Here is a 13,797-nt window from a genome sequence, read left to right on the forward strand (position 1 = left end):
GGGTCGGGATTCGCATTTCGTCAAGAGGGGTTCTCGTGCATGGCTTCACGAGAACACCTCGCTCACCTCGACAAACCTTCCTCCAAGCAAAGAATAGCTGGCAATGCCAAGCGCAGTCATCGTCGCGCTGAAGGTTGCCAACAAGATATTTGCTAGCACGACGGAAAAGATATCCACCATGGGATCGCTTATCAATTCAGGAAGGAAGTAGATTCCCAGACCTATGACCATCATCGATACCGGCACGAGGAAGGCGATGAACAGAGCGGCAAAGTGACCTTGAGTTTGGCCCCAGGATTTCTCCAAGCTTTCGATGACACCAGTTCCTTCGGCCAGTGCGATTCCGTAGGCGGGAAGCCACCTCATCAGCAGCACAAGTCCGGGAATTATCAACAGCAGGGCCCCGAAAAGAATTGCAAGGCCGCTGAGCAGGGAAATGCCAAAGTAGGTCCAAATCCCGGCTTTCAACCCTTCACCCAGCAATCCGCCCTTTCGAAGCATTTCGATCGTCAGATAGTATCCAGTAATGAATGAAGCGATATTATAGGCTTGGTCGCTCAGGCTAGCATTTTCAACATAGTCGATGCCGAATCCAATCAATGAAAGCAGGCCAACAACGACAATCACCGGAACGCTTGCCGCAACCATCAATCGCCAAGCCTCGCGAAGGAAATCGACTGTTTCGATCCTATGACGCGCGCTCTGGTGCATCCCCATCTCCCCTACGCAATCATTGCAAGTGAAACCGCTAGCGCTCCTATCGTTTCGACGGCATCTCTCAACGCGCTTTGCCTCAGGAAAAGACTTCGCTCACCTGCTGGCTGTCATCATGAAGGAGGGTGAAGACGCCGATCCCGAATGCAAGCGAGAGCACACTGCCCGCGGCTTCAGCTGCGCTCGAAGCAATCGCTATGATCAGATCGCTACCGATGAATCCGGCCACGCCGCCGATCACGCCTGCGACGACCATGAAACCGACTATCAGCACAAGAAAGGCAAAGAATATTGGCCAGCTATAGCCCCTTGTCGCTTCCCAGCTCTGGCCCAGCGATTCTGTCACACCGGCTCTTTCACCAATCAGAAAGCCCGAGGCGGCAGACCAGCGGACCAGCAGAATGATCCCGGGCACAATCAGCAGCAACATTCCAAGCGCTGCGCCCAGCACCATAAGGATGGACATCCCGATATAGGCCCAGATGCGCGTCGACCTGTCTCTCAGGCGGCCACAGCTCGCAAGCAGGACCATAAGCAAGAAATAAGAAGCGACAATCGAGAGCGCAGCCGTGGCAAGATGGTAAAGTGCCGCTGTGATTCCCTCAGACGCATCGATACTAAAACCGAAGCCGATACCTGCGATTGAATCGTTCCCGTCGATCAGTCCCATCATGAGACCAAACGCATTGAACCCACCCACGACTGCGATGAACAGGAGAGAGGCCCGGGAATTGGTCGTGACCAAATCGATTGCTTGACCCAGGAAACCGCCAAAGTCCGCATTTCGATCCATATTCATTCCCCCCATCGGTCGAGATTCAACCAGCGAGCGATACCCGCCCGCCTGCATGTCGCACCAATTCACCTGATATTTCAAGCTCCAACAACGCCATTTGCACCGCTGCGGCGCTCTCGCCCGACTGGCGGATAAGCTCGTCCACTGCGACCGGCGCGGTGGTGAGCAGACCGCCGATCTCTGCCGGTTCGGCCTCTACAAGCTCCACCGGCGCATAATCCATCACACCCACAGCTTCGCGGAAGGTTGAGCGTGGCCGCCCGTCGAACCCGCTCAGCAGTTCCACCACGTCTTCGGGCGCTTGCACCAGCACCGCACCTTCGCGGATCAGCTGGTTGCAGCCTTGCGAACGCGCATCCAGCGGGCTGCCGGGGACCGCCATCACTTCCCTTCCCGCTTCACCCGCCAGCCGTGCGGTAATGAGCGAGCCGGATTTCGGCGCGGCTTCGACCACCAGCGTCCCCAATGCCAGCCCCGCAATGATGCGGTTGCGGCTGGGGAAGTGGCTGCCGCGCGGTTCCGTGCCCGGCGGTTGTTCGGCCAGCAGCAGGCCTTCACCTGCGATACGCTCCTGCAACTCGGCATGTTGCGGCGGATATGCCACGTCGATCCCGCTGGCGATCACGCCGATAGTGGCCGGGAAAGCGCCCTCATGCGCGGCCCCGTCGATCCCGCGGGCGAGGCCGGAAACAACAACGATACCTTCCTCTGCCAGTGCACCCGCGAACTCCCGCGCCAGCTTGACCGCCGCAGCCGAAGCATTGCGCGCGCCGACCATCGCAACGCATGGGCGCGAGGCGAGCGAAACATCCCCCCGCCATGTGAGGACCGGCGGCGCGCTCTCCAGCTCATTCAGCAGCGCGGGATAATCGGGCTGGTCGTGGAAGAGATATTTCGCACCCGCACGGCGGACCTGCGAGATTTCCTCGGCGATGATCTCGGGGGCGATCGCGCGATATTGCCTCCCGCCGCGCTTGCCGATGTGGGGAAGCGCGTCCAACGCAAGCTGTGCGGTCCCGAAACGCGCCAGCAACTGCCGATAGCTGACCGGCCCGATGTTGGGCGAGCGCAGCAGGCGGATCCGCGCAAAGGCCTCCTCCCGCGAAAGCGCCTCTTCCGCTTCAGAGCTCACTTCTTGCTGCCGACCTTGGGTTCTTCACCCTGCAGCAGCCTGCCGATATTTTCCCGGTGCAGGTAGATGATGAGCCCTGCAATGACCAGCAGGACCGGAATGAATTCGGGATAGCCGAAAGTCGCGGCAGCCAGGGCGGCGGCTACAACCGCGCTCATCCCCGCAACCGAACTGATTCGCCCGATTGCCAGCACTGCAATCCAGATCAGCGCATAGGCGAGGCCGATCGGCCAGCCGAGGCCGAAGCTGACCCCGGCATTGGTGGCCACGCCCTTGCCCCCCTTGAACTTCAGCCAGACCGGGAAACAATGCCCGACTACCGCACCCAATGCCGCAGCAGGCATCGGGCCAAAGCTCGCTTCTGGCAGCAAATATCCCTGGTAGAAGATCTTGCCCGCCAGGTAGACCGGGATGAAACCCTTGAAGAGATCTAGCGCGAGCGTGGCCGCAGCCATCTTCTTATTTCCCGTTCGCAGCACATTGGTCGCACCTATGTTTCCGCTGCCAATCTCGCGCACATCGCCCAGCCCCGCTGCCTTGGTCAGCACGAGACCAAAGGGAATCGAACCGCATAGGTATCCGAGCAGCAGAGCGTAGAGCGTATCCATATCGAACAAGTATCCTCTATACCCGGCAAGGTCATCCCCTGCTTTCAATTTCAAGCGGCCTAAGTAAAAGACCGCGTTTCGACAAGCTCAAGCCGGACGGATAGAACCATTACCGAGGCATCTTCACCAATCCTGCTGTTCGATTCCGGCGTTGGCGGGCTGACCGTGCTCGCTGAATTGCGCAAACTGCTACCCGATGCGCCGGTGATCTATGCCGCAGACGAGGCGGGTCTGCCCTATGGCACCAAGTCCGAAGCACAAATTGCCGCACGGGTCGCGGGCCTGCTGGGGCGGATGAGCGAACGCTATCGCCCCCGCCTCGCCTGCATTGCCTGTAACACTGCCTCCACCATTGCATTGGGCATGGTGCGCGAAGTGCTGGAGATTCCGATCGTCGGAACCGTACCCGCAATCAAACCGGCGGCTTCGATGACCCGAACCGGAACGATCGGCCTGCTGGGGACGGAAGCAACAATCCGCCAGGCTTATGTCGACAATCTTGAGGCTGAGTTCGGAAACGGAAGTCGCCTGTTGCGCCATGCCGCACCGGGACTCGTCGAAACCGCCGAAGCCAAGCTGCGCGGCGAGCTCGTCGATTCGTCGAGCATCGACGCGGCTGTGGCAGGATTGCGCGACATGGAAGGCGGCGAGCAGATCGATACGGTGGTGCTTGCCTGCACCCATTTCCCACTGCTTGAGCATGAACTTGGCGAAGTCTTCGGACCGGATGTGCGATTCGTCCATGGCGCTGAGGGCATTGCGCGCCGTATCGCCTTTCTAACGCAGGGGCAGGATTTTGCCCGCGACTGCCCGGATTTTGCCGTGACGACCGGCGCGCTGGAGGCGTTCGAACCCCTTCGCGCGGCATTTGCCGCCCATGGGATCAACGAGTTGCAGGCTTTCCAGTCCTTTTGATCGGCGCATGATACTTAAGAACCACTCGCAAAGATCAAGGTGGTAAAACGAGACCCAAACGATTAGATCACCCTGACTTTGGCCGCATGAGGTGCGGTGCAGGGAAGCGGAACGCGCGAGTGAATTACGATCAGGTCTTCGACAAGGCGATCGACCGCCTGCACGAGGAAGGGCGCTATCGCGTCTTTATCGACATCATGCGCAATAAGGGCGCTTTCCCCAATGCGCGCTGTTTTCACGGGCATAACGGCCCCAAGCCGATCACAGTGTGGTGTTCGAACGATTATCTCGCCATGGGCCAGCATCCCAAGGTGATCGAAGCGATGGAAAACGCGCTCTACGATGTGGGTGCGGGTTCGGGCGGCACGCGTAATATCGGCGGCAACACGCACCTCCACATCGAGCTGGAGCAGGAACTGGCCGACCTGCATGGCAAGGAAGGCGCGCTGCTGTTCACCAGCGGCTATGTTTCCAACGATGCCACCCTCTCTACTCTCGCCAAGCTTCTGCCAGGCTGCATCATCTTTTCCGACGAGCTGAACCACGCCAGCATGATCGCGGGCATTCGCAATTCCGGTTGCGAGAAGCGCGTCTTCCGCCACAATGATGTCGAGCATCTGGAAGAACTGCTCGCCGCCGAAGATCCCGATACGCCCAAGGTCATCGCCTTTGAGAGCGTCTATTCAATGGACGGCGATGTCGCCCCGATCCATGCGATCTGCGACCTGGCGGAGAAATACAACGCGCTGACCTATATCGACGAAGTGCACGCGGTGGGCATGTATGGCGATCATGGCGGCGGCATTTCGGAGCGTGACGAGGCCGCGCACCGCATCGACATCATCGAAGGCACGTTGGGCAAGGCATTCGGCGTGATGGGCGGCTATATCGCGGCCGACACGCGGATTATCGATTGCATCCGCTCCTATGCGCCCGGTTTCATCTTTACCACTTCGCTCAGCCCCGTTCTGGTGGCCGGCGTTCTGGCGGCGGTGAAACATCTCAAATCATCCAGCGAAGAGCGCGATGGACAGCAGGCCGCCGCGGCCATGCTCAAGCAGAAGATGCGCGATGCGGGCCTGCCGGTAATGGACAGCGTGACGCATATCGTTCCGCTGATGGTGGGCGATCCTGTCCGCGCCAAGAAGATCAGCGATATCCTGCTCGCCGAATACGGCGTCTATGTGCAGCCGATCAATTTCCCGACCGTGCCGCGTGGGACAGAGCGCCTGCGCTTCACCCCCGGCCCTGCCCACACAGCTGAGATGATGGAAGAGCTGGTCATCGCGCTGGTCGAGATCTGGGATCGGATGGAACTGGAATTGCGCAAGGCGGCTTGAGCCTTGGCTGCACCTGCTTCCCCGGACTTTCGGCACAGCACACCATCTGATCTTGACGACATTCTCCGCACGGATGCGCCCCTGCGGGAGAAGTGGGACGGGTTGACCGACCTCGCCCGCAATGAATGGATCTGCTGGATGACCTCCGGCAAGAAGGCCGAGACGCGCACCAAGCGTCTGGCGCGGCTTCAAGAAGACATACTCGCGGGCAAGCGGCGCCCCTGTTGCTGGCCGGGCTGCCCCCATCGCCGTGAGTCGGCGCGAAAATGGGTTGATGCCTGAGCCATCGGCCTTGCCGTAGCGTCCTTTGCCGCTGCAAAATGCTGCGCTAATCCTCCCGCAAACGGGAGAGGATTTGAGCATGGGCGGAGACCCCGAACAGACATTTGAAGAGGTCGTGCTCGATCGCCGATCTATCCGGGGCTATCTCGACAAGCCGGTCCCGAAAAAGCTGATCGAAGAAATCATCTCGCTGGCGATGCGATCGCCCAGTTCGATGAACACCCAGCCCTGGCACTTCCATGTCATCACGGGCGAACCGCTCGACCGGATTCGCAAGGGCAATACGGAGAACATCCTTGCCGGCGTCCCTGACAGCCGCGAGTTCCGCCGCGGGCATCCCTTCGAAGGTATTCACCGCAGTCGCCAGGTCGGCTGCGCGATCCAGCTGTTCGAAGCGATGGGAATCGAGCGTGACGACAAGGAACGGCGGCAGGATTGGGTGCTGCGCGGATTTCGCCAGTTCGATGCGCCTGTCTGCGTGATCGTCACCTATGACAGGGAACTGGCCGACAGCGACGATTCCGCCTTCGACTGCGGGGCGGCAACCACCATGCTGGTCAATGCAGCATGGTCTCGCGGGCTAGGCTGCGTGATCAATTCGCAAGGCATCATGCAGTCACCCGTCGTACGCGAATATGCTGACATCCCGGAAGACCAGGTAATCATGAAGGCCGTTGCCATGGGTTGGCCCGATCCCGACTTTCCCGCCAACGCCGTCTATATCACCCGCAAGCCACTGGAAGATGCGGTCCGCTTCGTGGGCTTTGAAGATTAAACAGCTCGCCCTGCCGCTCCTTCGTGAGGAGAGGAGTATGCGACCTGCCGGGCCCGGCCTTCCATCAACTTCGGCCAAAGTGCCCTTCGCAATGCTCAGCTGGGCAAGCCTGCGTGTATGTCCCCCAGTCGGGGTAAGAAAAGCCCCGCCGCAGTCCCAACACCAGCAGACCTCAGCGCAGGCTCACCACATTGTCGGCTTCTGGCCGCTGGCGGCTACCGTCATAGAGGCTCGCCATAGGCTCGTCTGCGACCTTGACCTGCTCTGCAGCGCCGAAACCGTTGAAGCCGGTCTTCATTGCCGCACCATAGGCGCCCAACATTCCGATCTCGATATAATCGCCCGCCTGGATGTCAGACGGCAGTGAGAATGGCCCCTGCATGTAGTCCGCATCGTCACAGGTCGGCCCGTAGAATGCGAAATCGGACGGAGGATCGCGCAGATCGTCTTCCAGGGCTTGCACCGGGAAGCGCCAGTCGACATGTGCCGCGTCATAGAGCGCACCATAGGCGCCATCATTGATGTAGAGTTCTTCACCGCGGCGCTTTTCCACGCGCACAATCATCGATGAATACTCGGCGCACAGTGCCCGGCCCGGCTCGCACCACAGCTCGGCATTGTAGGCCACCGGCAGCGATTCGAAATGCCGCGCGATGATCGCGAAGTAATCCTCCATCGGAGGCGGATCGAGCTCAGGATAGACGGAAGGAAAACCTCCCCCCACATCGATCATGTCGATCACCACTGACGCCTCGGCAATCGCCGCGCGGGTACGGTCTAGCGCCTGGACGAAAGCGAAGGGCGTCATCGCCTGGCTGCCGACGTGGAAGCACAGGCCCAGCCAGTCGCAATGCTGGCGGGTCTGCTGCAACAGCAGCGGCGCTTCGGTCAGATCGCAGCCGAACTTGCTGGCTAGGGAAAGTTCGGAGAACTCGCTCGACACGCGCAGCCGCACGCACAGGCGCAGATCGCTCGCCGGTTCGCCAGTCTCTGGATTGCGGCAGGCCTCGACGATCTTCTCCAATTCCTCGACGCTATCGAGGCTGAAGGTACGCACGCCATGCGTGTGATAGGCCTCGCGGATCGCCGCAGGCGTCTTGATCGGGTGCATGAAGCACAGCACCGCTTCGGGCAGTTGCGCGCGCACCAGCCGCACTTCCGCGATCGACGCCACGTCATAATGCGAAATGCCATTGTCCCACAGAATCTGGATCAGATCGGGAGAGGGATTCGCCTTGACCGCATAGAGCGACTTGCCCGGAAACTTCTCGACGAAGAATCGGGCGGCGCGCGCGGCGGCGTGCGGGCGGTTGAGGATTACCGGTTCGTCCGGCGCGAGAGCGCGAACTACAGACCGAGCGTCAGGATAGATGTACAACTCAAGGGACCCCCAGAAGGTTTAAGTTCTGAACAAGGCTGCCTTGCGGTTAAGAGTCCCCTTGGGGCAGCGGATGCGCGCATATAGGTCCATCGCGGCAAATCGCAAACAAAAATCGCACCTGCTCATCGTCAGTATTCCAAATGAATGGACCCTGCCCGATGTTCCGGCTCCAATCGCACGCCGGGTTCAACTCGACGGATTTCAGCTAGCGGCCGTTACGGGGCATCCTTCCCCGTAACTACGTCCAGTGCCGCGGGCGCGGACGCGAGCAAGACGAGCACATTCTCACGCAGATTCGCCAGGGTCACTCCGTGGTCGAGCACGACGTAGCGCGTCATGCCTAACGTGTTGTTCTCACGGTCCAGCCAGGTGCTGATCGACGCAATCTGCAAGCTCGCGCGCATAATTGCGTCGGCGCCAAGCCCTTCGGGAGCGTCAAAGCGAACCTGCATCATCACGCCCTGACAGCCGGAAACGCCATTCGCATCGCAGGCGGTGCCGGACAGGGAATAGACGAACCCGTCCGCATCCTTTGCCAGCAGGCTCCTGTCGCCCTGTTCGGGCGATGTCTCGATGACTTCGTGATCGAGATTCCTGACCAGCGCCACCAGATCGGCGGTCTCGACCGACTTCACAATCCGCGCGGGGTCGTAGGTCTGAGCCGCAACGGGTGCAGCAATGCATTGGGCGGCAAATGCCATCGCAAGTGGAGTGGATCGTTTCATCGGACTGCCCCCCGGCTTTGTTCGTACCGATCATTCGTGCAGCACTGCAGGTACATGCAGCCCAATCAGCTCAGACGGTTACGGAAATCCTCATATCCGAAGCTGCGGACCAGATCGAGCTGATCGGTTTCACTGTCCCACAACCAGATCGACGGGAGCTGGACGCCATTGAACGTGTTGGTCTTGACCATCGAATAATGCGCCTGGTCGAGGAAAGCGAAGCGCGCGCCAGGCTTGGCCGGCATGGGAAGGCGGTAATCGCCGATCACATCGCCCGCGAGGCAGGACGGCCCGCCAAGGCGGATCGGAACCTGCTCCTCATCCTCCAGCTCCCCAAGCATCGCCGGGCGATAGGGCGCCTCGATCACATCGGGCATGTGGCAGGTGGCGGAGACATCGGTGATGCCGAGCGGCATGCCGTTCCAATGTGTATCGAGCAGCGTGCCAACGAGGATTCCCGCATCGAGCGCAATCGCCTCGCCCGGCTCGAGATAGACCTCGGCCCCACTGTCTTCGCGGATATCGCTGAGGAACCGGACCAGTTCCTCGCGCTGGTAATCCGCTCGCGTGATGTGGTGCCCGCCGCCAAGATTGATCCATTTGAGCTGGCCGAAATACGGCTCAAGCACATCGAACAGCTGGTCCCAAGTACGCTTGAGCGGCTCGAGATCCTGCTCGCAAAGATTATGAACATGGACCCCGGAGATGCCCTCGAAATGCTCGTCCGTCAGCTGGTCGATCGGGAAACCGAGCCGCGAATGCGGGGCGCTGGGATCGTATTTCGGGACTTCGCCGAGCGGGATCATGGGATTGAGCCGCAGCCCGACGTCGAAATCCTGCCCTGCAGCCCTCGCTGCGTCGAGGATCAGCGATGCGCGCTCGATCTGGCCGGGCGAGTTGAAAATCACATGGTCTGACAAGCGGCAGATTTCATCGAGGTCATCGGGCTTGTAGGCAGCGCTGTAGGTTGCGATCTCGCCATCGTAGAACTCGGACGCGAGCCGTGCTTCCCAAAGGCCGCTGGTGCACACTCCATCAAGATATTCGCCCACGATCGGCGCAACCGACCACATGCTGAAGGCCTTGAGCGCGGCAAGCATCTTGATCTCGGCCGCATCGCGGATTTCCGCCAACACCTGAAGGTTCGCGCGCAGCTTCGCCGCATCGACGACGAAGGCTGGGCTATCGACCCGATTGAGGTCGAAATGGGCGAATGCGCCCGGATCGCCGGCTCTGGTTTCCATTATTGACGTTGTGCCCTTTTCTGGTTTCGCGCAGAGATCGCGGAGGAAAGGAGGCCGCAGGGATGTCTATTCCGCAAGATGGTTATTGACCATACGGCGAATGCCTTCCTTCATCGTCGCGCCGGAAAAATTCAGAAGCAGCCCGACGGGCTGCTTTAACAATCTCAGATAGGTTAGAAGCTGTTTCGCATGGGCCTTGCTTAGAGTCTCCACGGCCTTGATTTCCAGAACAAGGCTGTCTTCGACCAGGATATCGACCTTGAACGCGACTTCAAACAGATGCCCGTCAAAGGTGATCGGTACCGGCACCTGCCTCGCGACCTTCAATCCCCGCGCTGCAAGCCTTCCTGCGAGCACTGTCTCGTAGACGCTCTCGAACAGTCCCGGGCCCAGCTCGCGATGAATGCCGATAGCCTCATCGATCACGATCCCAGTTATGTCGTCGCTACGCATCCACTTGCACCCTCTGCGATCTCCTTTCCTCAGTGGCCTCTGCGTGAAACTAGAATCAAAACTCGACCGGCCCGTCCAGCTCCTCGACAGACCACGGCAAGCCGTGCTGGTTGAGCATGTCCATGAAGGGATCGGGGTCCATCTCTTCCATGTTGAACACGCCCTTACCCTGCCAGACGCCCTGCACCATCATGGCGCTGCCGATCATCGCGGGGACGCCGGTGGTGTAGCTGACAGCCTGGTTGCCGGTTTCCTCATAGGCCGCCTCGTGCGAACAGATATTCTTGATGTAGAATGTCTTCTCGCCGCTGCCGTCCAGCGCCTCGCCGGTGGCGATACAGCCGATATTGGTGTTGCCATGGGTCGTCTCGCCCAGCGTTTCGGGCTTGGGCAGCACGGCGGCGAGGAACTGCAGCGGGATGATTTCCTTGCCCTGATACTTGATCGGCTCGATTGAAGTCATTCCGACATTCTGCAGCACAGTCAGATGCGTGATGTAAGCATCGCCAAACGTCATCCAGAAGCGGGCACGCTCCATCTCCGGATTGAACTTCGCGAGACTTTCCAGCTCCTCGTGATACATCATGTACATGTTCTTCGGGCCAACCGCCTCGAAGTCGAAAGCGACCTTCTTGCCCATCGCCGGGGTTTCAACAAACCCGCCGTTTTCCCAGTGCCGCGCGGGCGCGGTCACTTCGCGGATGTTGATTTCCGGGTTGAAGTTGGTGGCGAAATGCTGGCCGTGATCGCCGCCATTGCAATCGAGAATGTCCAGCGTCCGGATGGTCTTGAGTTTGTGCTTCTTGAGCCACATGGTGAAGACGCTGGTGACGCCCGGATCAAAGCCGGATCCCAGCAGCGCCATAATCCCCGCTTCCTTGAAACGGTCGTGATAGGCCCACTGCCACTTGTACTCGAACTTGGCTTCATCCTTCGGCTCGTAATTGGCCGTATCGAGATAATTCACGCCAGCTTCCAGGCAGGCGTCCATGATCGGCAGGTCCTGATAGGGAAGTGCCAGATTGACCACCAGCGACGGCTGTATCTGCCGGATCAGCTTGACCATCGCCGGGACTTCTTCCGCGTCGATTTCATAAGTGCCGATTTCCACCCCGGTGCGGGTCTTCACCGAGGCCGCGATCGCGTCACATTTGCTCTTGGTCCGGCTGGCGAGATGGATATCGGTGAAGATATCCCGATTGAATGCCATCTTGTGGACGCAGACCGAGCTGACACCGCCAGCTCCAATTACCAGGACTGTGGACATGGGTTGGTTTCTCCGGAAACGAATCTTGCGCGCGCTCTAATGCAATGCGCAGGGCGCGTAAATCGGGCCCGGGCCTTGCAGCTTTCCTACGACTGGCAATTGGGTAATAGGAACGCAATGATTCTCCCGGTCTCAATCGCTTCACAAGAGCTCTTACGCACGAATTTTGGCCGACTTTTTTCAAGTTCAGAACAGTGTTCCATGTGTTCCATCCTGTAGGATTTGCCCGATGACTGAACAGCGCGAGCCGACACATGACGGCGTGGCCAAAGCCGCCGCGAAGATTGCGGCAATCCTGCCACCCACTCCCTTGTTGCCGGTCGAGATCAACGGTGCGAAGGCGTGGTGCAAGGCTGAATCGCTCCAACCCATCGGCGTATTCAAGATTCGCGGCGCCTGGCACCGACTGAGCGACCTCAGCGAGGAAGAGCGTGCTCGCGGCGTGGTGGGGCTTTCAAGCGGCAATCATGCGCAAGGAGTAGCATGGGCAGCACAGCGGCTGGGCATTGCTGCAACAATCGTGATGCCTTCCGATGCGCCGAGAGTGAAACTTGACCGGGTGCGCGAAATGGGCGCTGCGGTGGTCTCCTATGACCGCATGAGCGAAGACCGTGATGAAATCGCCAATGCCTTGTGCGAAGAGACTGGCGCGACGCTTGTCCATGCTTTCGCCGATCCCTGGGTGATCGAAGGCCAGGGTAGCGCCGGGATCGAGATTGCCGAGCAACTGGGCCGGCAGCCCAGCCGGATCGTCGCGCCTTGCGGTGGAGGCGGTCTGACCGCCGGCCTCTCCCTCGCTTGCCCCGAAAGCGAGATTATCCCGGTGGAGCCCCAAGGCTGGGACGATGTGACTCGCTCGCTCGCCGCCGGGAGTATCCGGCGCGTGGCGCCCGACGCGCCGTCCACAGCTTGCGATGCGCTGCAGACCTTCGCAACCTTCCCGCTCAATTTCGAGATCCTGCAGCGCCGCGCCTCACCGGGCGTGACGGTAAGCGAGGCAGAGGTCCGCGCGGCCCAGCGGTTTGCCTTTGCCAATCTCCAGCTGGTACTGGAACCCGGCGGCGCGGCAGCGCTGGCGGCAGCGCTGGCAGGCAAGGTGCCGTTGGATGGGGAGACTGTGATTGTGCTTAGCGGCGGCAATACCGACGCAGAAAGCTTCGCGGCGGCCATCACAAGCTATGACTAGGCTGGAATTAGGTTGCAATTGACAATTCGTCTGCTGTCTCGCAGTTTGCCGCTCTGAATTCTGGGGAGGAGTAAATCATGCAAGCTCAAATGCTCGCGCCCGCTGCGGCGCTCGTTGCCTGGTCGCTGGTGATGCTGTTCTGGCTCGCGGGGACCCGCTTGCCCGCGCTGGCCAAATCGGGCGCGATGAAGAACGCCAAGCCTGGTGGACGCGGACAGGATCTCGATGGTGTCCTGCCAGACAAGCTCCAATGGATCTCGCACAACTACAACCATTTGATGGAACAGCCGACGATCTTTTACGCCTCTGTCATCATCATCGCGATGTCGGGCGCAGCCGCAGGCGACGTTACCGCAGCTTGGATTTACGTCGGGCTAAGGGTTATCCACTCGCTTTGGCAGTCGCTGGTCAACGTCGTGCCGGTGCGGTTGCTGATCTTCCTCGCATCGACAGTGGCCCTGGTCTATCTCGCCTATCGCGCCGTCATGCTGACCGTTTTCGCCAACCCCGGAGTAGTCGCGTGATCGGAATGGCAATTCTTCAACCAGTTGTCGCTCTCACCATCTGGACCATGGTGATGTGGGCATGGATGTACGCCACACGCATTCCGGCGATGTCGAAATCGTCGGAGATCGACACTGCGAATCTGACTGGAGGGACCGGCAAGGATCTGGACGGGATCCTGCCTGATAGAGTCCAGTGGAAAGCGCATAATTACAATCATTTGCATGAACAACCTACAGTGTTCTATGCAGTTGCAATTGTGCTGGCGATCGTTGGCCAGGGCGATGGAATGAACGCGCTTCTGGCGTGGATCTATGTCGGTCTAAGGGTGGTGCATTCGCTGGTGCAGGTCACTGCGAACAAGGTAATGGTTCGCTTCGTCCTGTTTGCACTTTCCAGCCTGGTGCTGATCGCGCTGATCTTCCACGCGAGCATCTTCGTTTTCGACATACATATGTAGGACCGCGAAACGTGC

At 59.7% G+C, this 13,797-nt stretch carries 16 protein-coding genes; 7 read left to right on the forward strand and 9 right to left on the reverse strand.

Annotation, left to right across the window (positions count from 1 at the left end):
- Window positions 1–45 precede the first annotated feature (45 nt).
- The 4 genes from ACQY6C_RS09050 to plsY all read right to left on the reverse strand — a co-directional run bounded on the left by ACQY6C_RS09050 (window position 46) and on the right by plsY (window position 3,250).
- Window positions 46–711: a hypothetical protein gene (locus tag ACQY6C_RS09050; protein WP_427967836.1), complete on the reverse strand. Its 666-nt coding sequence runs from the start codon at window positions 709–711 to the stop codon at window positions 46–48.
- A gap of 82 nt (window positions 712–793) precedes the next feature.
- Window positions 794–1,507 carry a hypothetical protein gene (locus tag ACQY6C_RS09055; RefSeq protein ID WP_427967839.1) on the reverse strand — a complete coding sequence of 238 codons (714 nt, stop codon included), beginning with the start codon at window positions 1,505–1,507 and terminating at the stop codon, window positions 794–796.
- A 25-nt stretch (window positions 1,508–1,532) separates the two neighbouring features.
- Window positions 1,533–2,642 (reverse strand): DNA-processing protein DprA, encoded by a 1,110-nt coding sequence (gene dprA / locus ACQY6C_RS09060; protein WP_427967842.1) that lies wholly within the window; start codon window positions 2,640–2,642, stop codon window positions 1,533–1,535.
- Window positions 2,639–3,250, reverse strand: coding sequence for a glycerol-3-phosphate 1-O-acyltransferase PlsY (plsY, locus tag ACQY6C_RS09065; RefSeq protein ID WP_427967845.1), 612 nt, complete (start codon window positions 3,248–3,250; stop codon window positions 2,639–2,641). The genes dprA and plsY overlap by 4 nt, the downstream gene beginning before the upstream one ends.
- A 108-nt stretch (window positions 3,251–3,358) precedes the next feature.
- Here plsY and murI point away from each other — a divergent pair, with 108 nt between their 5' ends.
- The 4 genes from murI (at window position 3,359) to ACQY6C_RS09085 (ending at window position 6,562) form a co-directional block, all read left to right on the forward strand.
- Entirely contained in the window at window positions 3,359–4,165 is an 807-nt protein-coding gene (gene murI / locus ACQY6C_RS09070) for a glutamate racemase (RefSeq protein ID WP_427967957.1), read from the forward strand.
- 119 nt (window positions 4,166–4,284) lie between these two features.
- On the forward strand, window positions 4,285–5,505 hold the full coding sequence (hemA, locus tag ACQY6C_RS09075; protein WP_427967847.1) for a 5-aminolevulinate synthase: 1,221 nt from the start codon (window positions 4,285–4,287) through the stop codon (window positions 5,503–5,505).
- A gap of 3 nt (window positions 5,506–5,508) precedes the next feature.
- Window positions 5,509–5,787 (forward strand): YdeI/OmpD-associated family protein, encoded by a 279-nt coding sequence (locus ACQY6C_RS09080; RefSeq protein WP_427967849.1) that lies wholly within the window; start codon window positions 5,509–5,511, stop codon window positions 5,785–5,787.
- Between the two features lie 79 nt (window positions 5,788–5,866).
- Window positions 5,867–6,562 carry a nitroreductase gene (locus ACQY6C_RS09085; protein WP_427967852.1) on the forward strand — a complete coding sequence of 232 codons (696 nt, stop codon included), beginning with the start codon at window positions 5,867–5,869 and terminating at the stop codon, window positions 6,560–6,562.
- Between the two features lie 172 nt (window positions 6,563–6,734).
- Here the strand turns inward: ACQY6C_RS09085 and ACQY6C_RS09090 are convergent, their stop codons facing one another.
- From ACQY6C_RS09090 to ACQY6C_RS09110, 5 genes are all read right to left on the reverse strand, one after another.
- Entirely contained in the window at window positions 6,735–7,940 is a 1,206-nt protein-coding gene (locus ACQY6C_RS09090) for a type III PLP-dependent enzyme (protein WP_427967855.1), read from the reverse strand.
- A 218-nt stretch (window positions 7,941–8,158) separates the two neighbouring features.
- Window positions 8,159–8,668: a hypothetical protein gene (locus tag ACQY6C_RS09095; protein ID WP_427967857.1), complete on the reverse strand. Its 510-nt coding sequence runs from the start codon at window positions 8,666–8,668 to the stop codon at window positions 8,159–8,161.
- A 65-nt stretch (window positions 8,669–8,733) separates the two neighbouring features.
- Window positions 8,734–9,912 (reverse strand): carboxynorspermidine decarboxylase, encoded by a 1,179-nt coding sequence (locus tag ACQY6C_RS09100; protein ID WP_427967860.1) that lies wholly within the window; start codon window positions 9,910–9,912, stop codon window positions 8,734–8,736.
- 66 nt (window positions 9,913–9,978) lie between these two features.
- Entirely contained in the window at window positions 9,979–10,365 is a 387-nt protein-coding gene (locus tag ACQY6C_RS09105; RefSeq protein WP_427967863.1) for a GxxExxY protein, read from the reverse strand.
- A 55-nt stretch (window positions 10,366–10,420) separates the two neighbouring features.
- Window positions 10,421–11,632: a saccharopine dehydrogenase family protein gene (locus ACQY6C_RS09110; protein WP_427967866.1), complete on the reverse strand. Its 1,212-nt coding sequence runs from the start codon at window positions 11,630–11,632 to the stop codon at window positions 10,421–10,423.
- A gap of 229 nt (window positions 11,633–11,861) precedes the next feature.
- On the opposite strand from ACQY6C_RS09110, the gene ACQY6C_RS09115 reads away from it, so the two are divergent.
- From ACQY6C_RS09115 to ACQY6C_RS09125, 3 genes are all read left to right on the forward strand, one after another.
- A complete protein-coding gene (locus ACQY6C_RS09115; RefSeq protein ID WP_427967869.1) occupies window positions 11,862–12,818 on the forward strand; it encodes a threonine ammonia-lyase in 957 nt (318 codons plus the stop codon).
- A gap of 77 nt (window positions 12,819–12,895) precedes the next feature.
- Complete coding sequence (locus tag ACQY6C_RS09120) at window positions 12,896–13,342, forward strand: MAPEG family protein (RefSeq protein WP_427967872.1); 447 nt, start codon at window positions 12,896–12,898, stop codon at window positions 13,340–13,342.
- Window positions 13,343–13,347: 5 nt separating this feature from the next.
- A complete protein-coding gene (locus tag ACQY6C_RS09125) occupies window positions 13,348–13,782 on the forward strand; it encodes an MAPEG family protein (protein ID WP_427967960.1) in 435 nt (144 codons plus the stop codon).
- The last annotated feature ends 15 nt before the right edge of the window (window positions 13,783–13,797 follow it).

Source organism: Altererythrobacter sp. (genome assembly GCF_050299635.1).
Lineage (GTDB): Bacteria > Pseudomonadota > Alphaproteobacteria > Sphingomonadales > Sphingomonadaceae > Erythrobacter.